The sequence below is a fragment of the Pseudomonas sp. TH39(2020) genome (assembly GCF_016650715.1).
GTDB classification, from domain to species: Bacteria; Pseudomonadota; Gammaproteobacteria; order Pseudomonadales; family Pseudomonadaceae; genus Aquipseudomonas; species Aquipseudomonas mandelii_C.
The window spans coordinates 284,224-308,079 of record NZ_JAEKFF010000003.1; the positions used below are offsets into that span (position 1 = coordinate 284,224).

At 59.1% G+C, this 23,856-nt stretch carries 20 protein-coding genes; 3 read left to right on the forward strand and 17 right to left on the reverse strand.

Going from position 1 to position 23,856, the window contains the following annotated elements; translation table 11 throughout:
- Positions 1-100 precede the first annotated feature (100 nt).
- The gene (gene argH, locus JFU47_RS03710; protein WP_201180998.1) at positions 101-1,528 is read right to left on the reverse strand and encodes an argininosuccinate lyase; all 1,428 of its coding nucleotides are present in this window, start codon (positions 1,526-1,528) and stop codon (positions 101-103) included.
- A 307-nt stretch (positions 1,529-1,835) separates the two neighbouring features.
- Between argH and JFU47_RS03715 the strand changes: the two genes are divergently transcribed.
- On the forward strand, positions 1,836-2,801 hold the full coding sequence (locus JFU47_RS03715) for a LysR family transcriptional regulator (RefSeq protein WP_140678891.1): 966 nt from the start codon (positions 1,836-1,838) through the stop codon (positions 2,799-2,801).
- Here JFU47_RS03715 and JFU47_RS03720 read toward each other — a convergent pair.
- The 10 genes from JFU47_RS03720 to arnB all read right to left on the reverse strand — a co-directional run bounded on the left by JFU47_RS03720 (position 2,752) and on the right by arnB (position 13,864).
- Entirely contained in the window at positions 2,752-3,312 is a 561-nt protein-coding gene (locus JFU47_RS03720) for a GNAT family N-acetyltransferase (RefSeq protein WP_201181000.1), read from the reverse strand. The two genes, JFU47_RS03715 and JFU47_RS03720, sit on opposite strands and share 50 nt — an antisense overlap.
- Before the next feature lie 159 nt (positions 3,313-3,471).
- Positions 3,472-5,061 carry an ArnT family glycosyltransferase gene (locus JFU47_RS03725; RefSeq protein ID WP_201181007.1) on the reverse strand — a complete coding sequence of 530 codons (1,590 nt, stop codon included), beginning with the start codon at positions 5,059-5,061 and terminating at the stop codon, positions 3,472-3,474.
- 5 nt (positions 5,062-5,066) lie between these two features.
- Complete coding sequence (locus JFU47_RS03730; protein ID WP_201181009.1) at positions 5,067-6,446, reverse strand: UDP-glucose dehydrogenase family protein; 1,380 nt, start codon at positions 6,444-6,446, stop codon at positions 5,067-5,069.
- A complete protein-coding gene (gene arnF / locus JFU47_RS03735; protein ID WP_123364078.1) occupies positions 6,443-6,844 on the reverse strand; it encodes a 4-amino-4-deoxy-L-arabinose-phosphoundecaprenol flippase subunit ArnF in 402 nt (133 codons plus the stop codon). Before arnF ends, JFU47_RS03730 begins: the two co-directional genes overlap by 4 nt.
- Positions 6,841-7,185 (reverse strand): 4-amino-4-deoxy-L-arabinose-phosphoundecaprenol flippase subunit ArnE, encoded by a 345-nt coding sequence (arnE, locus tag JFU47_RS03740; protein ID WP_140678885.1) that lies wholly within the window; start codon positions 7,183-7,185, stop codon positions 6,841-6,843. The genes arnF and arnE overlap by 4 nt, the downstream gene beginning before the upstream one ends.
- Complete coding sequence (arnT, locus tag JFU47_RS03745) at positions 7,182-8,831, reverse strand: lipid IV(A) 4-amino-4-deoxy-L-arabinosyltransferase (RefSeq protein WP_201181011.1); 1,650 nt, start codon at positions 8,829-8,831, stop codon at positions 7,182-7,184. The genes arnE and arnT (JFU47_RS03745) overlap by 4 nt, the downstream gene beginning before the upstream one ends.
- A complete protein-coding gene (arnD, locus tag JFU47_RS03750) occupies positions 8,828-9,712 on the reverse strand; it encodes a 4-deoxy-4-formamido-L-arabinose-phosphoundecaprenol deformylase (protein ID WP_201181013.1) in 885 nt (294 codons plus the stop codon). Before arnD ends, arnT (JFU47_RS03745) begins: the two co-directional genes overlap by 4 nt.
- Complete coding sequence (gene arnA, locus JFU47_RS03755; protein ID WP_201181015.1) at positions 9,712-11,703, reverse strand: bifunctional UDP-4-amino-4-deoxy-L-arabinose formyltransferase/UDP-glucuronic acid oxidase ArnA; 1,992 nt, start codon at positions 11,701-11,703, stop codon at positions 9,712-9,714. The genes arnD and arnA overlap by 1 nt, the downstream gene beginning before the upstream one ends.
- Complete coding sequence (arnC, locus tag JFU47_RS03760) at positions 11,700-12,719, reverse strand: undecaprenyl-phosphate 4-deoxy-4-formamido-L-arabinose transferase (protein ID WP_123364073.1); 1,020 nt, start codon at positions 12,717-12,719, stop codon at positions 11,700-11,702. The genes arnA and arnC overlap by 4 nt, the downstream gene beginning before the upstream one ends.
- Complete coding sequence (gene arnB / locus JFU47_RS03765) at positions 12,716-13,864, reverse strand: UDP-4-amino-4-deoxy-L-arabinose aminotransferase (protein ID WP_123364072.1); 1,149 nt, start codon at positions 13,862-13,864, stop codon at positions 12,716-12,718. Before arnB ends, arnC begins: the two co-directional genes overlap by 4 nt.
- 388 nt (positions 13,865-14,252) lie before the next feature.
- Here arnB and JFU47_RS03770 point away from each other — a divergent pair, with 388 nt between their 5' ends.
- Complete coding sequence (locus JFU47_RS03770; RefSeq protein WP_201181024.1) at positions 14,253-15,191, forward strand: site-specific integrase; 939 nt, start codon at positions 14,253-14,255, stop codon at positions 15,189-15,191.
- 10 nt (positions 15,192-15,201) lie between these two features.
- Here JFU47_RS03770 and JFU47_RS03775 read toward each other — a convergent pair whose 3' ends face one another.
- The 5 genes from JFU47_RS03775 to pmrG form a co-directional block, all read right to left on the reverse strand.
- The gene (locus tag JFU47_RS03775; protein ID WP_123364070.1) at positions 15,202-16,272 is read right to left on the reverse strand and encodes an ABC transporter ATP-binding protein; all 1,071 of its coding nucleotides are present in this window, start codon (positions 16,270-16,272) and stop codon (positions 15,202-15,204) included.
- Complete coding sequence (locus tag JFU47_RS03780; RefSeq protein WP_140679429.1) at positions 16,269-17,867, reverse strand: ABC transporter permease; 1,599 nt, start codon at positions 17,865-17,867, stop codon at positions 16,269-16,271. The genes JFU47_RS03775 and JFU47_RS03780 overlap by 4 nt, the downstream gene beginning before the upstream one ends.
- Before the next feature lie 3 nt (positions 17,868-17,870).
- A complete protein-coding gene (locus JFU47_RS03785) occupies positions 17,871-18,884 on the reverse strand; it encodes an iron ABC transporter substrate-binding protein (protein ID WP_201181026.1) in 1,014 nt (337 codons plus the stop codon).
- A 239-nt stretch (positions 18,885-19,123) separates the two neighbouring features.
- Positions 19,124-20,845, reverse strand: a complete 1,722-nt coding sequence (arnT, locus tag JFU47_RS03790; RefSeq protein WP_201181027.1) for a lipid IV(A) 4-amino-4-deoxy-L-arabinosyltransferase — start codon at positions 20,843-20,845, stop codon at positions 19,124-19,126.
- 203 nt (positions 20,846-21,048) lie between these two features.
- Positions 21,049-21,717, reverse strand: a complete 669-nt coding sequence (gene pmrG, locus JFU47_RS03795) for a lipopolysaccharide core heptose(II)-phosphate phosphatase PmrG (protein ID WP_140678865.1) — start codon at positions 21,715-21,717, stop codon at positions 21,049-21,051.
- 291 nt (positions 21,718-22,008) lie between these two features.
- Between pmrG and JFU47_RS03800 the strand changes: the two genes are divergently transcribed.
- Positions 22,009-23,334, forward strand: a complete 1,326-nt coding sequence (locus JFU47_RS03800) for a sensor histidine kinase (protein WP_201181517.1) — start codon at positions 22,009-22,011, stop codon at positions 23,332-23,334.
- Here JFU47_RS03800 and JFU47_RS03805 read toward each other — a convergent pair.
- Positions 23,285-23,845 (reverse strand): PqiC family protein, encoded by a 561-nt coding sequence (locus tag JFU47_RS03805; RefSeq protein WP_201181029.1) that lies wholly within the window; start codon positions 23,843-23,845, stop codon positions 23,285-23,287. The genes JFU47_RS03800 and JFU47_RS03805 overlap by 50 nt on opposite strands.
- Positions 23,846-23,856 lie beyond the last annotated feature (11 nt).

The window sequence follows — 23,856 nt, forward strand, 5'->3', positions numbered from 1 at the left end:
AGCGAGCCTGCTCGCGAAGAGGTCGTGTCAGACGACATCAATGTTTAATGACACACCGCTTTCGCGAGCAGGCTCGCTCCCACAGGTTTTGTGTCCTGGCTCAGAGCCGGAAACCTTGATAGTTCTCGGTCCATTCGTGTTGCGCGGCCAGGGCGGTTTTCAACCGGCCGATCTGCTCGCGAACTTGTTGCGGTGCGGTGCCGCCCCAGCCACTGCGGGCGGCGATGGCGGCTTCGAGGGTCAGGCTCTCGCGCACTTCTGCGGTCAGGCGCGGATCAATTTCGGCCAACAGCGCCGGCGAGGCTTCCCACAATTCGATGTCGTGTTTCTCGCAGGCCTGGACCAGCGCACCGGTGATTTCGTGGGCTTCCTTGAACGGCACGCCGCGCATGGCCAGCCAGTCGGCGACTTCGGTGGCGAGGGTGAAGCCCAGTGGCGCCTGACGACGCAGCTCTTCGACGTTGACCTTCATGGTCGCGACCATCCCGGCCATGGCTGGCAGCACCAGCAACAGGGTATCGACGCTGTCGAGCACGCCGTTTTTGTCCTCGCTCAAGTCGCGGTTGTACGACAGTGGCAGGGATTTGAGCGTGGAGAGCAGCCCGGTTAGGTTGCCGATCAAGCGACCCGCCTTGCCTCGGGCCAGCTCAGCGATGTCCGGGTTTTTCTTCTGCGGCATGATCGAGCTGCCAGTGGCGTAGGCATCGTCCAGCGCGACCCAGCGAAATTGCCGCGATGACCACAGGCAGAACTCTTCGGCGAGGCGGGAAATGTTGATCCCGAGCATGCTGGCAATGAACAGGAACTCGGCAACGTGATCGCGGCTGGCCACGGCGTCGATGGAGTTTTCACACACGCCGCTGTAACCCATTTCCTTGGCCGACTGCTGAGGCAGGCGAGCGATGGCGGAACCGGCCATGGCCGCCGCGCCCAGTGGCGACAGCGAAGTGCGATTGTCCCAGTCCACCAGGCGTTGCACGTCACGCAGCATGGATTGGGCGTGGGCCAGCAAGTGGTGGGCGAAAACGATCGGCTGGGCCTGCTGCAGGTGAGTGAACCCCGGGCAGATGCTTTCGATGTGTTGCTCGGCCTGATCCACCAGCGCTTGTTGCAGGGCCAGGACTTCAACGGCCAGGGTGCGGACGTGATCACGCAGGAACAGGCGCAGGTCGTTGGCGGTCTGGTCGTTACGTGAACGGCCGGCGCGCAGCTTGCCACCGAGGGCGCCGAGGCGTTCGGTCAGCAGGCGTTCGATGAAGGTGTGGACGTCTTCGTCGTCCAGGGTCGGAGCGATGCTGCCGGCGCGGAAGTCATCGCCGATGCGCTCCAGAGCGTCAAGCATGGTGTGGGCTTCTTGTTCGTTCAACAGCCCGGCGCGCTGCAATTCACGGGCATGCGCCTTGGAACCGGCGAGGTCATACGGGGTGAGGCGAAAGTAGCGCTCGGGGCAACGGGACAAGGCCGCCAGGGCTTCGGACGGGCCGCTTTTGAAGCGAGCACCCCAGAGACGGTCGGTGGTTTGAGACATTGTTGTTTTCCTCGTCGGTAAAGCGAACTGAAATCGGTGTGCCGGGCCTGAAACACTCGCCGCAAATCAATTGGGCGTGGTTTGGCCTAAACATTATTCAAGGGCAGGGGAGAAGCGCAGTTGCATCGTTGCGAGAGCTGATTGAAGCGTCAGCTTTTAATAGTTCGAAATCAGTGAGTTGGCACTGATGTGCGGGATTTATTAGCGGTTGCCAAGCCTGGTTTTCTGTGGTCATTATTATTTACCAGCACTATTTTTGTTGTTGGACACAGGTTGTTGAATAGGGCGTCAGAGGTAAATAGGCATTATGGAAACCCCACTTTCCAATTCCGGAAACCCGCCGCTGAAAACGGGCCATCGGGCACCGCTGACCCTCAGCGGTCTGGACTTCAAACTGCTCAAAGTGTTCAAGGCCGTGGTCGAGGCCGGCGGCTTCAGTGCCGCCCAGAACGAGCTGAATGTGGGACTGGCAGCCATCAGCAAACAGATTTCCGACCTGGAGATTCGCATCGGCATGCGCCTGTGCACCCGCGGTCGCGAGGGTTTTCATCTGACCGAAGAGGGCCGTCTGGTGTATCAGGCGTCCATTGATTTATTTGCCTCGGTCGACAACTTTCGTGATCGACTTAGTTCAGCACAAAACGAACTGATCGGTGACCTTGGTGTGGGGGTTATTGATAATACGATTTCCGATGTTAATTCGCCGTTAGTTGCTGCGCTTAGAATAATTAATGAAACATCACCTAAAGTCAGGTTCCAACTTCAAGCCTCTCAGTTGGATGAGGTGGAAAGAGGCGTCGTAGAGGGACGGTTAGTGGCGGGGATCGTGCCGGTTTATCAGAAAAGGGAAGAGTTCGATTATTACTCGTTGTACGAAGAACGCTCCGAAGTTTATTGCGCGGTCGGTCATCCGTTGTTCTCGGTGCCGGACGCAGAAATCGGCAGTCATGTGCTCAAGGATTACGAGTGCATCAACCATCGCTATGCGATCCATCGCGACAAACTGAATTTTGCTCACTACGACAGCTTCTCCGCCTCGGCCAGCCAGGTCGAAGCGGTGGCATTGTTGATCAAGACCGGGCGTTTCGTGGGTTTTCTGCCACAGCATTACGCTGCCTCGATGGTCGCTCAGGGGCTATTTCGCGCGGTGCGCCCGGACCTGATCCACATCGTCACGCCGTTCAATCTGATCCTTCGCCACAACACTGTGCGCAGTCCGCTGGTCAAGGCGTTTGCCCAGGCGTTGGGGGTTGATTTGAAGGCGCCGCTCTAAGACGCAAACGCATCGCACAACGCCGTTCACCGGGTAAGCCGTGGGTGACTTCGTTGTTTAATACAGTCGCTAATCGCGGACCCAATTGTGCTGGGCTCAATGTTTCAAAGCCCTGGTGCTGATAGAACGGTTCATTCCACGGCAAGTCGCGGAACGTGGTCAGCGTCAGGCCATAGAGTGCTCGATCCCGGGCATGCGCAACCGCGGTTAACAGTAACTTGCGACCCGCGCCCCGGCCCTGGAAGCATTGTCTGACGGACAGTTCCTGAATATGCAGTTCGTTGTCGACTTCAACAGCGCTGAGAAATCCCATAAGTTCGCCATCAGGGGATTGCGCAACCCAAACCTCATCCGTCTCGATTGCCCGGCGATGTTGTTCGGCATCGGTCACCTCTGCATCGGCAAGCCAGGCCAAGGACGGGTCGCAGCGAAACAACTCGGCCGCCGAGCGTTCAATGGCGGGGAGGTCGGAGGCGTCGGCAAGTTGGGCACGGCGATTAGTGAAATTCATGCGGGCCAATGTAGCAGCTGCCGAGCCTGCGAGCCTGCGAGGCTGCGTTCGGCGACGAAGTCGTCGTGAACCCAGGCAACGCGGTGTTTCAGGAAGACCTCATGCGCAGGTGTTGCGACGACTGCGTCGCCGAACGCAGCCTCGCAGGCTCGGCAGCTGCTACAAGGGATTGAGGTGCAGCAGGACGTAATCGTTTTTGTCGAAACTGCCGCTCAAAATGGGCGGCAACGCACCCAAAGGTGTGCCTTGCAGGGCGCGGTAGTCGTTTTCATCCATCATCAGCCAATGCGACCCCTGAAGGTTTTCCAGCTCCTGGATTGATTCGGTAAAAACCGGCTGTACGTCCTGCTCGATGTTAACCATGAACTTGATTGCCTTGGCGTCTTTACCCATGGCGTGCAGCACCAGAGGCGCCGGGTCTTTCTGGACCAGTGCGAATGCCGCGCGGCTGAAAGTCCGGGTGTCGTAGAGTCGGCGTTCAACCGGTTCGAATACCAGAATGTAGACCGACCACAACGCCAGGACCGCGCACAAGGCCAGTGTCTGAGCCTGCCAGCCGGGCCGCAAAAGCACCGCCAGCGCAATGACTTGCAGCACGCCAAGAATGATAAAAATAGAAAGCAGCCCCGGCATTTGCTCGGAAAAACGTCGGTGAGCGACCATCAATCCAACGGCCAACAGGGCGGGAATCAACAACCACACCCCTTGCATCAACCCCCGCAACCAGACGAATACCCGACCTTGCGCCACCTGAAACGGATACGCCGCAATGATCGCCGCCATGGGTAACATCGGCAGCAGATAACGGGCCTTTTTGGCCTGGGGTATCGAGAGCCCGACCATCACGATCAGGCCGGCTGCCGTGCAGTACTGCAACAGGCGCAACGCGGGACCGGCCTGCCGTGGAGTTGTCAGCCAGACGGCGGCCAGTACCAGCAACGCCAACGGATACGCGAGCGCATAGTTGCCCACCGAGCCGGTGAAGTAGTACAGCGAACCGCTGACGCCTTCGCTACCGTCCAGGCGCCCCATGAACTGCATGCGCACCACGTCGTGCATGAAGTCCGGGCCGCCAATGGCTTCCGCCAGCCACAGCAGCACACCGACGCACACGGCCAGCAGCACCGCCGCCACCAGGCCAAAACCAAAAAAATGCTGCCATTGTCGATTGAGCAAAAAATAGCTGCACAGCATGCCAGTGGGAATCACCAGCCCGATCGGCCCGCGAATCCCGAAGCCCAGCAGCAACAAGGCAAAGATCAGCCACCACCGGCGCTTTGCTGCGAAATGATCGGCGGCATAGCCCAGGTAGAACACTGAAAATGCCACCGCCGCGAGCATCAAATCCAGGGACACGGCGCGGGCTTCGGTGACAAAGGTGTTGGTCAGCAGCATCAGGGCGATGCTCAGCACCGCCCAGCGCTGGGAGTAGGGCGCCAGCAACCGGTACATCAACGTGACGATTACCGCCCCGGCAAAGGCGCTCGGCAACCAGGCCGTCAGGCTGTTGACCTGACCGAACGGCAGCGACAGCAGCCAGATGAACAGCGTCGTCAGCGCAGAGTAGTCCGCATACGGCTGGCCATAGGTGGTCGGAAAAAAGGATGGCCCGTGGCGCAGCATCTCCTGAGCGAACAGCACAAAACGCGAATCGAAGCCGATCACCGCCTGCTGATACACCCCGGCGCTCAACAGCAGCAGCGCCAACAGCCCTAGGCCTAGAGACTGTCGGCGGATACCGGGTGACATCGAAATCAAGCGATGACCGAAGCGGCGGGCCACTGCTGATGCGGAATCGGCAGATTGCGCGATTCACCGCGGCCCATCGGGAAGTATTTGAAACCCGCGCGGGCCAGGCGATCGGCGTCGTAGAGGTTGCGTCCGTCGAAGATCACCGGTGCGTTGAGCCGCTGTTCGATCAGGTCGAAATCCGGAGCTTTGAACTGCTGCCATTCGGTGCAGATGATCAACGCGTCAGCGCCGGACAATACCGATTCCGGTGTGCCCATGAGCATCAACTTGGGTTCATTGGGATACAGTTGCTGGGTTTCCTGCATGGCTTCCGGGTCGAACGCGCGGACGCTGGCTCCGGCGGCCCACAGCGATTCGAGCAGCACCCGACTCGGTGCATCGCGCATGTCGTCGGTGTTCGGTTTGAACGCCAGTCCCCACACGGCAAAGGTCTTGCCGCGCAAATCCCCCTTGTAGAACGCATTGATGCGCTCGAACAGCTTGTGCTTCTGACGCTCGTTGATGGCTTCTACCGCTTTCAGCAAATCGTTGGAGCAATGCGCCTCTTCGGCGCTGTGGATCAGCGCACGCATGTCCTTGGGAAAGCACGAGCCGCCATAACCGCAACCGGGGTAGATGAAATGGTAGCCAATGCGCGAATCGGCACCGATGCCCAGGCGCACCGATTCGATGTCGGCGCCCAGGTGTTCGGCCAGTTCGGCGATTTGGTTGATGAAGCTGATCTTGGTCGCCAGCATGCAGTTGGCGGCGTACTTGGTCAGCTCGGCGCTGCGCAGGTCCATGAACATGACGCGGTCATGATTGCGGTTGAAGGGCCCGTAGAGGTCACGCATCACCTCACGCACTTCATCGCGTTCGCAGCCGATGATGATCCGGTCCGGGCGCCGACAATCGGCCACGGCCGAGCCTTCTTTCAAAAATTCCGGGTTGGAGACGATATCGAACTGCAGCAAGCGGCCGACCTTGATCAGGCACTTGTCGATGTGCGCGCGCAAGGTGTCACCCGTGCCCACCGGCACCGTGGATTTCTCCACCAGAATCACCGGTTGTTCACGATGACGCGCCACGGCTTCTCCCACCGACAGCACATAACGCAAGTCCGCCGAACCATCCTCCTGGGACGGTGTACCGACCGCGATAAACAACACCTGGCCATGCTGAACCGCGAGTTTTTCGTCGGTGGTGAACTGTAGACGTTTGGCTTCCAGGCTTTCGCGCACCAGGCTGGCGAGCCCCGGTTCGAAAATGCTCACATGGCCTTGTTGCAACAGTGCGATTTTCTTCTCGTCAATGTCCATGCAGACCACGTCGTGGCCAACTTCTGCCAGGACGGCGGCTTGCACCAGACCAACGTAACCGCTACCAAATACACTGATTTTCATGGGGCACTCCTGAGTTCGCGCGTGCGAGCAGGCCGAGAATTAATGGTAATGACACCGAGGATGACCAAGGCCACCCCGATGGTTTTTGAAAGGCTGAACGCTTCGTTGAACAGCGGCAGGCTGGCGGCCAGCAGGTACACCAGCGCGTAGCTGATGCTCAGCAGCGAATAAGCCCGGCCCAGCGGTAAATCCCGCAGGGCGGCGAGCCAGCAGAGCATCGACAGGGCATAAGCGAGAATGGCGATCAGCACCACCGCGACAGCGGATAAATCAATGCTGGTGGTGAACCAGTGCTCAGGCGATGGCAGGCGGCTCATGCTCCAGCGCATACCCAATTGCGCGGCACTGACCAGCAGCACACTGCCCAGCGCGAAGGTGATTCCGCGACGCAGGTTCATGTGTGTTGCCCCAGCAGAACGACGCCACTGATCACCAACGCCACGCCGATCCAGTGGCGACGGTCGATGATTTCGTGGAAAACGAAGCGGGCGACCAGGGTGATCAGCACGAAATTGAGGCTCAGCATCGGGTAGGCGACGCCGACTTCGAGACGCTGCAACACCAGCAGCCACACCAATAAGCCCAGTCCCAAAGAGGCGAGCGCCAGCCACAACCACGGCGAACGCAGTTTCTCGCTCCAGCCTGACGTCTTGCCGCGCCAGCTTTCCACGGCGTACTTCTGGGCGATCTGGCCCAGGCAGGTCAGCAGGCAGGCGGCCAGGAGCAGTAACAGGCTCATGACGCCTCCTGAGGAAAAATCAGAATCACAATGTTGCCTTGTTCATAGCGCTTGCCATCCTTGGGCAGCCGGTCGATTTCGTGCAACTCGTCGTCACCCTTGATGCGCATGACCACGCCGACCGAACCGCTCTGGCGGGCTTCGGTCATCCACGCTTGAACCCGGTTCGGATCGACTTGTTGCTGTGCGCCGTCAGGATAGGCAAGGCCATATTTCAATTCGCCTATCGTGTTGTACAACGCCACGTCCGGGCGTTGCAGGCGCCAGGCCAGGGCCGCGGCGGCGCCAAGGTCGTTGCTCAGCAACTGGTCGGTCTGCCCGAGTTCCTGGGCATGCTCGAGGATGAATTGATCGGGCATCTTGTTGGCGACTACCGATTCGGGCAGCCCGGCCGGCAACAGGCCGATCAGCAGCAGACTGCCGAAGGCTGGCGCCGCCCAGCATTGCAGAGGTCTGAAGGCTTGCAGCAGGTTGGCCATGATCCAGCCGGTCAGGCCGATGAACACCAGCACCAGGTTGTGCAGTTCATGGTTGTAGAGCGGCTTCTTCAGTTGCAGGTAGACCAGAGCCGACAGGGTTGTCAGACCGAGCAGCAGATTCAGCAGACCATTGATGCCCAGTACCCGGCCTTGCTCAAGTTTCAAGCGGTCCACCAGTGCATGGCCCAGCAGCAACGCCAATGGCAACAGGCACGGCATGATGTAGGTCGGCAGCTTGCCGTTGCTCAGGCTGAAAAAAATCAGCGGCATCAGCAGCCACAGCAGCAGGAAAGCGATGTTGGCCTGGCGTCGTGTGTCCCACGCCTGCTTCAGCGCCGACGGCAGCAACGCCACCCACGGCAGACTGAACGCCACCAGTAACGGCAAATAGAACCACCACGGCGCGTCGTGCTGGGCATCGTCGCCGGCGAAACGGCGAATGTGTTCGTGCCAGAAGAAGAACCGCCAGTAATCGGGCTCCTGCGCGTGTACCGCCAAGGCCCACGGCAAGCTGACGGCGATGGCCACGACAATCGCCAACGGACCGTAGATCAACAGTTCGCGCCAGCGTTTTTGCCAGATCATCCAGGGCAGGGCGATCAGCACCGGCAGCAGCCAGGCGAGAAAGCCCTTGGTCATGAACCCCATGCCGCAGGCCAGGCCCAACGCCGCCCAACCGATCAGGCGCTGGCCACGGCTGACGCTGTCCAGGGCAAACCACAAGGCAACCAGACTCAAATTGACCCAGAACGTGAATTGCGGATCGAGGTTGGCGTAACCGGCTTGGCCGGAAACGATCACGAAACTCATGTAGAGCAGCGCGCAGGCGAAGCTCTTGCGCGGCTCGTTCCAGAGCCTGCGGGCAATCAGGTAGCACAACAACACGCTAAGCCCGGTGCTGAAGGCCGATGCGATACGGACACCGAACAGGTTGTCGCCAAACAGCGCCTGGCCGATGGCGATCATCCAGTAACCGGCCACCGGTTTTTCGAAATAGCGCAGGCTCATGAAGTGCGGCGACACCCAGTTGCCGCTCAGGAGCATGTCCTGGCTGATCTGGGCGTAACGGGTTTCGTCAGGAATCCATAGGCCATGGCTGCCCAGCGGCAGCAGATAAGCCAGAGCGAAGATGGCCAGCAACAACGGTAATGCCCAGCGCTTGCTCATACGCCTTGCACCCCCAACCAGCCTTCGCGTCCTTCGAGCGTGCCACGCAGCACTCGGCCGACCGGCAAGGAGTCGGGCGCCTCGGGCAGCAGATCGCCCAAGGGTTGAAAATGGATGTTTCGCTGGCGCGCATCGGCCAGCAGTTGACGAAAATCGTTGGCCATCAGAATCCCTTCTACCTCGGCATGGATTGTGTAGACGTTGAGCTTTTCAGAGCTGAAGCGATCAAGAATGAACGCGTTGAAGTCCTTGGCCGCCACACTGGGGCCGACCACCTCATCGAAGGTCGGCAGGTCCACCGGAATCTGCGGCGCACCCAAACCGCCATTGGACAATCTCGGCTGGAACAGGCTCTGCCCCCGACAATCGCTGTTGTAGCGGAAACTGAACGCCTGTTTGGCCTCGATCACGCGTTCGTCGGCCCGCCACCCGGCGCACGCCGAGCACTCGACGTTTTGCCCAAGGATGTCGGCGAGGGTGTCCACGCCCCGGCGAAGTTGCTCGATCAGTTGCTTGTCGCTCCAGCGCCCGGCATTGGCCTGCCAGCCGTGATGATCCCAGGCGTGCAGGCCGACTTCATGCCCGGCTGCCGCGGCTTGACGCATCAAATGCCCCAGATCACGGCCGATCGGTTTGCCGGGCCACGCGGTGCCGGCCAGCAAAATGTCCCAGCCGTACAGGCCGGCCGCGTTGGAGCGGAGCATTTTCCAGAGAAATTGTGGCCGGATCAGGCGCCATAAATGACGCCCCATGTTGTCCGGCCCGACGCTGAAGAAAAACGTCGCCTTGACCTGCGCTTCATCGAGGATTTCCAGCAACCGCGGCACCCCCTCACGGGTGCCTCGGTACGTGTCGACATCGATTCGAAGACCTGCCTGCATTAACGCTTGTCCGCGATTTCGAGCATGGCTTCACGCAAGAAGAAGTCCAGCGTGTTGCCGATGGTTTCACTCATTTCCACGGTCGGCGTCCAGTCCAGCAGGCGCTTGGCGTTGGCGATGCTCGGTTTGCGGTGGGACACGTCCTGGTAACCGGTGCCATAGAACGCTTTGCTTTCGACATCGCGGAACCCGGCGAACGGAGGGAAGTTGTCGCGCAACGGGTGCGCTTCGAACTGACGCAGCAGCTCTTCGCCCAACTGACGGATGCTGGCTTCGTTGTCCGGGTTGCCGATGTTGATGATCTGGCCGTTGCAGGCGTCGTTGTCGTTGTCGATGATCCGCGCCAGCGCTTCCACGCCATCGGCAATGTCGGTGAAGCAACGTTTTTGCTCACCGCCATCGAACAGGCGAATCGGCGTGCCTTCCACCAGGTTCAGGATCAGTTGGGTGATCGCGCGGGAACTGCCGATACGCGCCGAGTCCAGGCGGTCGAGGCGTGGGCCCATCCAGTTGAAAGGGCGGAACAGCGTGAAGTTCAGGCCTTTCTGGCCGTAGGCCCAGATCACGCGGTCGAGCAGTTGCTTGGAGATCGAGTAGATCCAGCGCTGCTTGTTGATCGGACCGACGATGAGGTTGGAGGTGTCTTCGTCGAAGTTCTGGTCCTGGCACATGCCATAGACTTCGGACGTCGACGGGAAGATCACGCGTTTGTTGTATTTGACGCAGTAGCGAACCAGCTTCAGGTTCTCTTCAAAGTCCAGTTCGAACACCCGCAGCGGGTTGCGGGTGTACTCGATCGGAGTGGCGATCGCCACCAGTGGCAGGATCACGTCGCACTTCTTGATGTGGTATTCGATCCACTCGGAGTGGATGCTGATGTCACCTTCGACAAAGTGGAAATTCGGATGGCTGCGCAGACGCTCAATGGCGTCCGAACCGATGTCCAGGCCATACACTTCGTACTTGTCGTCGCGCAGCAGGCGCTCGGACAGGTGATTGCCGATGAAGCCGTTGACGCCGAGGATCAGCACGCGAGTGCGACGCGGGGCACGACCCGACTCGGCGCCACGCAGCACGGAACCGTCCACCAGTCCCAGTTCGTTGGCCAGTTGCGGGCCGCTCAGGTACAGACCGTTGTCGTTGCGCTGGCCGGCAGTGATCACCAGGGAATCTTCGCCGCAGGCGATTCGCAGCGGGTCGACGCTGATGACCCGTCCCGGTGCCTGGCCTTCATTGCCTTGGGCGACTTCTGCGCTCCAGACAATCAGCTTGTGTTCGCCGACGGCGCAGAATGCGCCCGGGTAAGGCTGGGTGACGGCGCGAACCAGATTGAACAGTTGTTCCGCCGGTTTGCTCCAGAGCAGTTTGCCGTCGGCCGGGGTGCGGCGGCCAAACACCGTGGCTTTGGATTCGTCCTGAGGGGTTTCGCTGACTTTGCCCTGGAGCAACGCTGGTAGCGTGTCACGCAACAAGTCGGTAGCGGCCAGGCGTAATTTTCCGTGCAGGCTCAACGCCGTGTCGCTGCGCTCAATCGCCACTCGTTTCTGGGCGATGATTGCGCCGGCATCTGCCCGTTTGACCATGCGGTGCAGGGTGACGCCGGTTTCGGTCTCACCGTTGACCAGCACCCAGTTGGCCGGCGCGCGTCCACGGTAGCGCGGCAGCAACGAACCGTGCAGGTTGAAGGCGCCTTTGCTGGCGGTGGCCAACAGCGGTTCGCTCAACAGGTTGCGGTAGTAGAACGAGAACAGGTAATCGGGGTTGAGCTTACTGATGCGCTCGATCCACAGTGGGTGGTTGGCATCTTCCGGGGCGTGCACCGGGATACCCTTGCGGGCGCACAGTTGCGCAACGGAGCCGTAGAACGCGTTTTCCTTCGGATCATCAGGATGAGTAAACACAGCGGCAATGTCATAACCGCAATTAAGCAGGGATTCGATGCCGGCACAGCCAATATCGTGATAGGCGAAGACAACAGCTTTTGCACTCATGAGTGAACCTGATCTGAAGAAGTGGAGGTGAGACCGTCGACGGTGATAACGGGAGCAGGAGCAGCGGGTTGGTTACGCAGAACTTTTTCTATAAAGAACCGGGGGCGGGCGCGCACGTCGCCGTACATGCGCCCCAGGTACTCGCCCAACAGGCCCATGCCGATAAACTGGCCACCGGTGAAGATGAACAGCACGGCGAACAGCACGAATGTCCCGTCGCCGGCCCAATGGGCGCCGAAGGCCACGCGCAACACGATCAACACCGTGGCAAATATCAAGCCGAGCGCCGCCATGCCGAAGCCGACAATGCTCAACAAACGCAGAGGCGTGGTGGTCATGCAGGTGATCAGGTCGAACATCAGGTTGACCAGGCGCATGGGGCTGTATTTGGATTCGCCGTGTTCGCGTTCGGCGTGCATCACCACGATTTCCGTGGTGTGCCGGGCGAAGCTGTTGGCCAGGATCGGGATAAAGGTGCTGCGTTCACGGCAGGCGAGCATGGCATCGACAATCGTTCGGCGATAAGCGCGCAGCATGCAGCCGTAGTCGCTCATGGCAACGCCGGTGGAGCGCTGCACGGCCAGGTTGATCAGCTTCGACGGCCAGCGGCGCAGCGCCGAGTCCTGACGGTTGTTGCGCACGGTGGCGACCACGTCATAGCCGAGTTCGGCCTGAGCCACTAACCGCGGGATCTCTTCGGGAGGGTTTTGCAGGTCGGCGTCGAGGGTAATCACCACATCGCCCTTGCACTGTTCGAAACCGGCCATGATTGCTGCGTGCTGGCCGTAGTTACGGTTGAGAATGACCGCCACCACCGCGCTGCATTCGCGTTGGGCGGCCTCTTCGAGGATTTGCGCCGAGTTATCGCGGCTGCCGTCATCGACCAGTACGATTTCGTAGTCATGGTGCAGCAGTTGGCACGCCGCTTCAGTGCGCCTGAGCAACTCGGGCAGGCTGTCCTGTTCGTTGTAGACCGGGATGACGATCGACACGCAACGGATCGGATAAGGTTTCACAGGCTTCTGTCCATAATGTTTTCAATGGCCCCGACGACACGATCGACATCATCGTTGGTCATGTCGGGGAACAACGGGATCGAACACAGCCGCGCCGAGTTCCATTCGGTGTTGGGTAGGTAGATGTTGGGGAAGCGCTGGCGGTAGTAGGTGTGCAGGTGAGTGGCAATGAAATGAATGCCGGTGCCGATGTTCTGTTCCTGCAAGGCCTTCATGAACGCTTCACGGTCCAGACCGCAGCGCTCGCTGTCGATCCGCAGGATGAACAGGTGCCAGGCGTGCTGCTGCGCATAAGCTGGAAGGGCCAGGGGTTGCACCGGCAAACCTTCCAGTCGCTGCAAATAAGTAGTGGCCAGCTCCGTGCGTTTGGCGTTGATGTCGTCCAGTCGCTTGAGTTGCACCAAGGCGATGGCGGCATTGATGTCGGCCAGGTTGTACTTGAAGCCGGGCTCCATGACCTGCGCCTGGGGTTTGCGGCCATGCGTCAGGCGGTCATAGGCGTCGACACCGAGGCCATGGAACTTGAGCATGCGCACCCGACTGGCGAGGGCTTCATCGTCACTGACGAACATCGCGCCCTCGGCGCAGGTCATGTTCTTGATCGCGTGGAACGAGAAGATCGCCGTGCCTTTTGCGCCGACATGCCGACCTTTGTAGAGGGTGCCTGCTGCGTGAGCGGCGTCCTCGATGACCGGGATGCCGTGTTTGTCGGCCAACGCATAAAGCGGATCGAGATCGAATGCGGCACCGGCGTAATGCACTGGAATGATGGCTTTGGTGCGCGGCGTGATCGCTGCTTCGATGCTTGCCAGGTCACTCATCAGCGTGTCGCGGTCAACGTCGACGAACACCGGTGTCGCGCCCAACAGGCAGATCATGTTGGCGGTGGATACCCAGGTTTGGGACGGCGTAATGACTTCATCGCCCGGACCAATGCCCAATGCCAATAAAGTGATGTGCATCCCGCCGGTCGCCGAGGACAGTGCCACGGCATGACGACAACCCACATAGTTGGCGAATTGTTCTTCCAGTTCCTGGTTTTTGGGCCCGGTAGTGATCCAGCCGGAGCGCAATACTTGCTCTACGGCGGCAATTTCTTCATCGCCGATACTCGGGCGGGAGAAGGGGAGAAAAGCCTGGCTCATGGGCACCTCGGGGCTTAAAAATGAATAGCCTGTGAGGCTAAAAAAATTTGGATCCACTGCAAGCGTAGACGCTAAAACAAAAGCTGCATCAATTAGTTACCCGAAATACCTGGCGATTTACATCTGTTGACAATTTCTGCCGTGCCCGGCAGTTTGGTCCGTCGCCAAGAGACAGGCTGGACCCGTTGAGGTTATTCCCGATTTTGTGAAAGGAACATGAAAAACCGGTCGCCGAATCGTTTATCTGAACGTCATACAGCCACTGTTCAGACTTCTGCCGCTCATCGCGTTTTTTAGTCGAAAGTCCTATAGAAGTGTTCCGCTTTACATGAAGGATGTTTCAATCCTTAGTTGTTTAATAAACTGTTTCCACTCAAGGCCGTTTCGTTTGATTGACTTACCCGCTACCGACTCAATTTCCTCAAAGACCAATCCGCTGACCCTGTACCTGGCACGCCTGGCGCCCTCCAGCCAACTGACCATGCGTTACGTGTTGCAGGACGCTGCTGACCGGTTGGGCTTCGAAGACATGAACGTTGAGGAGATTCCCTGGCACAACCTGCAACCGGAAGATGTCATTGCGCTGGTGGCAACCTTGCGCACCGACGGCTACGCGCCAAACACCTCTTCGCTGTACGTCAACGCGGTGCGCGGGGTGATGAACGAGGCGTGGCGCATGAGCCTGATCAGTCAGGAACACTTGCTGAAAATGCGTTCGGTGAAGGGGATTTCCGGTACGCGATTGTCCCAGGGGCGTAACCTCAGGCGCACGCTGATCCAGGAATTGATGGCAGTCTGCGCCGCCGATCCACGGCCACAAGGGTTGAGGGATGCGGCGATCATCGGGATTTTGTATGGCTCGGGCATGCGCAAATCGGAATCGGTGAACCTGGACCTGAACCAGGTCGATTTTGCCGAGCGCAGCCTTCGTGTGACCGCCAAGGGCAACAAGCAATTGATCAAGTACGCACCGGCCTGGGCGTTCGCCAAGCTCAATGACTGGCTGGAACTGCGGCGCTCGCTACTGAAGGAGGGCGAAACGGACGATCCGTTCCTGTTCAACCGCATCCGTCGCGGCAGTCACATCACCCGCGAGCGCATCACCAAACATGCGATCTATTACATCGCCCGACAGCGGGGGGCGCAGGTCGGGGTGAAAATCATGCCGCATGATTTTCGACGTTCGTTCATTACCCGAGTGATTGAGGAGTACGACTTGTCGATCGCCCAGAAACTCGCCCATCACAGCAACATCCAGACCACGGCCAACTACGATGTGCGCGATGACAATGAGCGGCGTCGGGCCGTGGACCGGTTCGATCTTTGATGGACGGGGTTCAGGATTCGCTCAGTACGTGGGCATGGCCGATTGTCGAGACGTGAACCTCACTGCCGGCGGGTGGCGCATACAGGCCCGAACTGCGCACCATTAATGATCGACCAGGCTGTTGCGCGGAAGCCAACGTCTCCAGTTCCACCGTCAACGTGCAGGTATTGCCGCTGAAATCCCGCTCGGTCACGACGGCGCGACACCCGGCAGTCTTGGTCGGGCTGGGCTGGATGCTGACGAGTTGCAGTTGCTCGGGGCGCAGCATGATCTGCGCCGATTTGTTGTTCCGGTGGTTGTTCACCGGTATACGGCCGAGATCGCAATGGGCCCAGCCGGCTTCGATTCTGGCGGGCAAGACCACGGCATCCCCCAGAAACAGCGCGGTTTGTTCATCCTCGGGGTAACGGTAAAGGTCCAGCGGATGGCCCGATTGCACCAGCCGGCCGTCGCGCATCACCGCCAGCTGATCGGCAAACGACAACGCTTCACTCTGGTCATGGGTGACCAGAATGGTGGTCACGCCGGCGTCTGTCAGCAGCCGCGCGACCATTTTGCGCATGGCGCTTCGAAGTCCGGTGTCGAGGGCCGAAAACGGCTCGTCCAGCAGCATCAAGCGCGGCTGTTGCGCCAACGCCCGTGCCAGTGCCACGCGTTGTTGCTGGCCGCCGGACAGTTCATGGGGCCAACGGTTGGCCATGATTGCATCCAGCGCCACGCTGTCCATCAACTCTGCGACTCGCTCCTGTTTTGCACTGCCCTTGATCGAAAGCCCGAAACCGATGTTCGCGGCCACGGTCATGTGCGGGAACAAGGCGCCGTCTTGGGGAACATAGCCAATCAAGCGCTGATGCGCCGGGACTTCGTGGGTGTCGTCGACGAGCGTTTGGCCATTGAGTGAAAGACGGCCCGAGTCCGGGAACTCGAAGCCGGCGATCATTCGCAACAGCGTGGTTTTTCCTGAGCCGGAGGGACCGACGATGACCGTTCGGCTGCCCGTTGGCACCGACAGGTTGATGTTCTGCAGCGCTTGATGGGCGCCGTAGGCCTTGGAAATGGAATGGAGTTCAAGAGCGTTCATCGGCCAGCCGTTCGTTTGGATTGGTGATAAAGGAGTCCGGTCAACGGAAGCGACAGCAAAATCATCAGCAGGGCATAGGGTGCGGCGGCGGCGTAATCAATCTCGCTGGTCATGGCCCAGAACCCGGTGGCCAGGGTCCGCGTGCCGTTGGGGGCGAGCAGCAGGGTGGCGGTCAACTCATTGGTGATCGCCAGAAACACCAGCGCGGCGCCCGCGGCAGCGCCGGGTGCGGCCAGGCGCAGGGTGATCAGCCACAATGCCCGGGCAGGCGAGCGGCCGAGGCTGCGGGCCATGTTTTCCAGTTCTACCGGCGCCTGTGCAATACCGGCGCGCAAGCTCACCAGGGCACGGGGCAAAAACATCAGCAGATACGCCAGCAACACCGTGATGGTTGTCTGGTAAATCGGCCGGGCGAAATGGATGGTGACGGTCACCAACGCCAGGGCAACGACGATCCCGGGCAACGAACTGGTGATGTAGTTACAGCTTTCCAGTACACGTTGTAACCGGCCCGGAGAGCGAATCGACAGCCAGGCAATCGGGATGGCGGCGCAAGTGGTGATGGCTGCACCCGCCACACCGAGCAACAGCGTTTGTTCCAGCGCCGGCAGAAGCTCGTCCATCTGCCACACCTGCGTACCACCGGCCACCAGCCAGTTAACTAATGTCACCAGCGGCACGCCCAGCGCCAGCGCGCAGGTCACGATCTGTACGGTAAGGGCGAGGAGGGTGGTTGCGGGTTTCAGGCGTACTACCCGCTGCTCGCGAGCGCTTCCCGACCCGACCCGGGCGTAACGCGCCGTGCCGCGAGCGGCCGATTCTGTGGTCAGCATCGCCAGGCAACACAAGGCGAGCACGCTGGCCAGCATGTTGGCGGCGGGGCCGTTAAAGGTGGACTTGAACTGATCGAAGATGGCCGTGGTGAAGGTGTCAAAGCGGATCATCGCGTACAGGCCATATTCAGCCAGCAGGTGCAAGCCCACCAGCAATGCGCCGCCGCAGATGGCCAGGCGCAATTGCGGCAGCACCACACGAAAAAATATCGCCCAGGGTTTGAGGCCGAGCGATTCGGCGACGTCTTCGATAGCCGGATCGAGCCGGCGCAGGGTCGCAGCAATCGGCAGGTACAGGAACGGGAAGTAGGCGATGACCGAGACCAGAACCCCGGCAAACAGCCCGTGTATCGGTGGAACCAGACTGACCCACGCATAGCTGTGAACGAAGGCCGGCACCGCCAGCGGCGCGGTGGCCAGCAACGACCACCAGCGTCGACCCGGCAGGTTGGTGCGTTCTGTCAGCCAGGCCAGAGTCAGGCCTAACGTGACGCACAGCGGAATCGTGATGACCACCAGTAAAACGGTGTTGATCAATAGTTCAGCGACCCGCGGCCGGAATACCAGTGGAACCAGGGTCGCCCAGCCTGTCTGAAACGAAACGCCAACGACGAAGCCAATCGGCAGCAGCGACAGCAACGACACCAGCACCGACAAACCGATCACCCACGCGCCACCGCGCCCCGCGAAGATACCGCGGGATCGTCGTCGCAAGTTTGCGGGTATCGCCTCAGCGACACCCGCCGGCAAGGTTTCAGGTATCAATTAGAGCAGTCCAGCCTGGGTCATCAACTCCACGGCTTTTTTACTGTCGAGTTTTGAGGCATCGACTGTCGGCGCGTCGAGTTGCTGCAAAGGCACCAGTTTCGGGTTGGATTCAGCATTTTTGCCCACGGCGTATTCGAACGATTTGCCGGTTTTCAGGATTTCCTGGCCATCTTTTCCGGTAATCCATTTGAGGAACGCCTGGGCTTGTTCCTTATGTTTACTGGACGCCAGAACGCCGCCACCGGAGACACTGACAAACGCGCCAGGATCTTTGTGCTTGAAGTAGTGCAGGGCGGTGTTGTTGCTGTTTTCGCCAGTCTTGGCCTGGTCGCCGAAGCTGTAATAGTGATAGATCACGCCGCTGTCGATCTGCCCGGCGTTGACCGCCTTGAGCACAGCGCTGTTGCCGCGATAGGCCGTGTAGTTGGTTTTCATCCCTTTGAGCCACTCCAGGGTGGCGGCTTCGCCCTTGAGTGCCAGCACGGCAGCGACGATGGCCTGGAAGTCGGCACCGGCCGGCGAAGCGCCCCAGCGACCTTTCCAGCTTGGGCCGGCGAGGTCCATCAGCGACTTGGGCAATTCGGCTTCGGGCAGTTTGCTCGGGTTATAGACAAACACCGTGGAGCGCGCGGCGATCCCCACCCATTTGCCATGGGCCGGGCGGTAAGCCGCGCCGATCTGTTCCAGAGTGGCCGGCGCAACCGGTGCAAACAGCCCTGCGTTGTCAACCAGCACCATGGCCGGAGAATTTTCGGTCAGGAATACGTCGGCCGGGGAGGCGGCGCCTTCCTGCACGATCTGATTGCTCATCTCGGTGTCGTCGCCATTGCGCACGGTGACTTTGATCCCGGTTTCCTTGGTAAAGCCCTCGATCCAGGATTTGGTCAGGCTTTCGTGCTGGGCGTTGTAGACCACGATGCCATCGGCATCTGCGGCATACACGTGGCCGGTGGTCAGCAGAGCGGTGACCAATAACGCCTTCTTCAGGAACGAAGGGACAGGGGAATTCATGCGGTGGCAGCTCCGTTTTTTTTAAATCGTGCACGCAGATTCGACAGCGTCGACGAAGTGGGTCGTCGATGAGTGTAGATCAATAGGAATCATTTGCATGTTTAAGACGCGGCGAATGTAGAGCTTGAAATGTGAAAAAAACGTCAAATTTATCGTTAATTCCTGTCATTTGGCTTTTGGGCTCGGGCACCGAGACGCTCGACTGCCGGGCGGTGTCTACGGTGCCTTCCAGCGGCTTGTCAGGGTTGGCGCTGCGGGAATATCAGAATTTGCAGGTTGCCGCGCTCATAACGCTTGCCGTCGATGGGCAGCAACTCGACTTCTTGCACTTCCTGAACACTGTTGACCCGCATCACCACGCCAACCGAGCCTTTCTTGCGAGCCTCGGTCATCCATTGACCGACACTGTCCTTGGTCACTTTCCTGGATTCCATGGCGGGATCGTCGAGGCCGTACTTCAGTTCGCCAACGGTATTGTAAAGCCCGATCTGCGGTCGTTTCAGGCGCCAGGACAAAGCCGATGCCGCACCCAAATCGTTGCTGAGCAGCGAGGTCGTCTGGCTCAAGGCATCCAGATGCTCGGCAATGAACTGATCGGGCATCTTGCTATCGACAATCTGGCCGGGCATCGCCGCCGGCAGCAATGCGACCAGCAGCCAGATGCCCAGGGCCGGCATGGCCCAGAACATCAATGGACGCAAGACTTGCAACGCGTTAGCGATGATCCAGCCAAGCAGCACGAAAAACACCAGCGACAGGCTGAAATATTCAGTGTTTTCGTAGATCTCTTTGGTGGCCTGCAGATAAAGCAGGACGATCAGGGCTGTGGTTGCCATGACGACATTGATCACGCCGTTGATACGAATCGCCCGGCCGCGCGCCTGGTTCAGCAACTCGGTCAACGCATGGCCCATCAGCAACGCCAGGGGTAACAGGCACGGCATGATATAGGTTGGCAGCTTGCCGCTGCTCAGGCTGAAGAACCCCAGTGGCAATAGCAACCAGAGCAACAGAAAGCAGATCGCCGGCTGGCGTTTGTGCTGCCAGGCCTGAACGAATGTCGTTGGCAGCAAGGCTGCCCAGGGCAGACTCGATACGACCAGCAGCGGCACGTAGAACCACCAAGGACGAGCATGCTGCGCATCATCGGCAGCGAAACGGCGAATGTGTTCGTTCCAGAAGAAAAACCGCCAAAAGTCCGGTTCCTGATGGTGGATCGCAAGTACCCATGGCAGGCAGACCGCCGCGGCCACGACGACCGCCAGCGGCCCATAACGTAACAACTCACCCAAGCGTCGTTGCCAGAGCATCCAGGGCAGGGCGATCAACATGGGCAACAACCAGGCAAGAAAACCCTTGGTCATGAAGCCCATCCCGCAAGCAACGCCCAACAGCGCCCAAGTACCGAGTCGAGCGCGTGAACCCTGGCTATCGATGGCAAACCACAGCGCAACCAGACTCAGGTTGACCCACAACGTGAATTGCGGATCGAGGTTGGCGTATCCGGCCTGACCGGCGATCAACCCGAAGCTCATATACAACAGTGCGCAGGCGAAGCTTTTGCGCGGGTCGTTCCAGAGGCGACGGGCAATCAGGTACGTGAGCCAGATACTCAGCCCGGTGCTCAGTGCCGAGGCGATACGCACCCCAAACAGGTTGTCGCCAAATACAGCCTGACCGATGGCGATCATCCAGTAACCGGCAATCGGCTTCTCGAAATAACGAATCCCCATGAAATGCGGAGCGACCCAGTTGCCACTCAACAGCATTTCCTGACTGATCTGACCATAACGGGTTTCGTCAGGCGTCCATAAGCCATGGGTCACGAGCGGCAGGAGATAAAAGACCAGGAAGACCAGCAGCAAACCCGGAACCATCCAGCGCTCGGCGATCGACCGGGCCGAGGCGTCTGTTCGGGACAAATGGCCAGCAGAACGGGAAAGCAAGTTATCGGGCGTCATGGCTAGTCCTTGGCAACGTTTGTAAATGAACGGGCGCGCGCAGCACGACACAGCAAGAAGGCAACTTCTTGACTGTCACGACGCCACCGCGACCTGAACTTTTAAGTTGGAAGTTGGCTCAACTATTTTTTGGATATTTTTAAGTTAAAGCGATTCGTTCGCAAACGCCGCGTTCGGACGCATCGGCAGGATTATTGGCCCAGCTACTTTTCGTTCAACAGGGAATGCCAGTCATCGGCTTTGACGATACCGAGCACTTTAAGTTGTCCATCAGCACTAATGCGCACGAACAACGAGCTGCCATATTCACTTTTCGGCGCGTGTCGGAAACCGGTCTGCGCTTCAAATTCGTGAATACAACCGCTGTGAGTGACCAACACCAAATTGCGATGGGCCACCTTGTGCGCCACCACATCGTTACGCATAGTCTTGCCGCAGATCGACAGCCACTCCTGAGTCATCGCGTCTTTGCCGAGCATATAGTGTGAGGTTTGCACTGTACGGGTAACCGGACTGCTCAGGACGTCGGTCTGTGACAGGCCCAGGCGCTGGAAACCCTGGCCCACCGCCGCGGCCTCAACGCTGCCGGCTTGGGTAATACCGTCAGCCGGGCCCAGGCATGGGTTCGAGGATCGGTCGCATCGCTCGGCATGGCGTACCAGAGCGACGATCTCACCGGCTTGCCAGCGCTGGAGCAGGTCCGCTTTAGTTTCGGTTCCGGCAGTGACCAGGTTGGGCGGAGATCTTGACCACAAGGCAAAACCGGTGCCCCCGGCAATGATGACCAACACCACGATCAACCCCGTGAGCCCGAATAGCCGCGATAGCCACGTTGGTTTTTGCGGAAACTTGCGCGATAGTAAATTAAGCACGTATGTTTTACCCCTGAATGCGCGACAAACATCAACTTTCAATGCGCTTCTTCCAATAAGACTTTGAAGTTCTCCGGCTATTTGGGTAGTCACGGCGCAATTAGCGACAAACTAAAAGGTGTCAGGTGCCTGAGGGGTGAAAGAAATGTGAAAGTTTTGCGAGAGGGATGGTCAGTTAACTATTAGAACGTTATTGAAAACGCTTCTCTAATGCACCTTGCCTGTGGGCTGACGTTGGTTTTAGCCCCGGTTCTGTGGCAATTGACCCCGACAATGGAGCCCGGCAACAGAATGGATTTAAAGCAAAGCCTGACGAAACGGATTGTCATCGTATTCGCCCTGATGAGCGCGCTGGTCGCGGGCATTTTTGCGTTTGGCATTGTTGCGACTGTCCACGTGGTAGAGCGAAGGCTCACGGCCACGACACTGGGAGGCGGACTGCACCGTCTGCTGTTGATGGACAACCCCGATAAATGGCCCCATCAACCCGAGAAAGATGAACTGTTTTTCGCCCAGGGAGCCAAGCCCCCCATGGCCCTGAACTCGATGCTGGAAGCGCTGCCCCCGGGGTTTCAGGAGATTCTCTACAACGGTGCGAAGTACTACGCCATGGTGAACCTGGTGGGAGATCGCAAATACGTTTTGTTGCGCAATCAACGAAGCCTCGAACGACGGGAACATGTGCTGTTCTCGGTGGTGGTTGTCGGGTTTTTTTTGAGTGTCTTGCTGGCGATTTTGATGGGCCGGTTGCTGGCCCGGCGCGTCCTCGCTCCTGTGATTCGTCTGGCGCGTCAGGTGCGGCATCGCGATCAACTGCTGGAGCTGGCTCCACCGTTACATCCCGATTATGCAACGGACGAAGTGGGCGAACTGGCGCTCTCCTTCGATCAGACTCTGGGCCGTTTGCGCGCAGCACTGGGACGGGAAAAGCTCTTTACCAGCGATGTGAGTCACGAACTGCGCACGCCATTGATGGTGCTGGCCAGCTCCTGTGAACTGCTACTCGGCAATCCCTCGCTGGACCACCGTTCCATGGCGCAGGTCCAGCGAATCGCCCGTGCCAGTCATGAAATGCGCCAATTGGTCGAGACGTTTTTGATGCTGGCGCGCGCGCGGGAGGATTCTGGTTCAGGTGCGAGTGCCACCCTGAAGGACATCGCCGATGCGCTGGAGGATGTCTGGAAGCCGCTGATCAGGGAAAAGAACATCGAGTTTATTTACTTGGTCGAACAGGTTTCAACGGATCGCTTTAACCTCACGTTCCTGCAATCGGTCATGGGCAATTTGTTGCGTAATGCGTGGCACTACACCGATCAGGGTTTCATTCGGTTGACGCTACGTGAGCACGGTTTCAGTGTCGAAGACAGTGGCATAGGCATTCCGGAAGAAAAACGTCATGCGATGTTTCAACCGTTCGTGCGCGGTGATGAGCAACGTGGCGAAGGACTGGGCCTGGGGCTGTCGTTGATCCAACGTATTTGCACCCATCAGAACTGGAGCGTGGAGCTCACCAGCCGCCAGCCAAACGGATGTTGCTTCACGGTTGACTTGACTGAGAGGTCGTCTCTTACTGAGCCGCTGGACAACCTCTTGATGTACCGGAAGCGGCCTGATTGATCAACGCGGACAGGCGTTTGATGTTGTTCTGTTGGGCGATCACCAGGTCGTCGATGGAAGGCCCTGACGGTGTCTGCAACGTGCTGCGGCAAGTGATCAGCGCGTTATCGCTTTCGCCGAAATGGCGCAGACGCCATTTGACGTCGATCAGGGCGTATTGGCCAGGAATCGAATCAAAACGTTGCACGTCCAGCCGCACCGATACCTTGCGCTGGGGATTGCTGTTGACCAGTTGATCGACCAGGGCACTGCGCAATTCATCCGACAGACTCGCGCCCCACCACTCGGTTTCGAGGATCGCCAGGCCGCTGTTGCCCTGGCGAATCACGATTTGCGGGCGGTCGACCTGGGGCGGGACGCTGAGGCTCTCGATCTGGATATCCGCAGCGCTGGTCCTTGAATTGCCGCTCTGTTGGGCCGGGGTCAGGGTGTGGAATTGAATCGGCTCACTGCGGCAAGCGGCGAGTAGCAACAATGCAGTGACCAAGCTGATCTTCAGCGGATAAACCATGAGTGATGCTC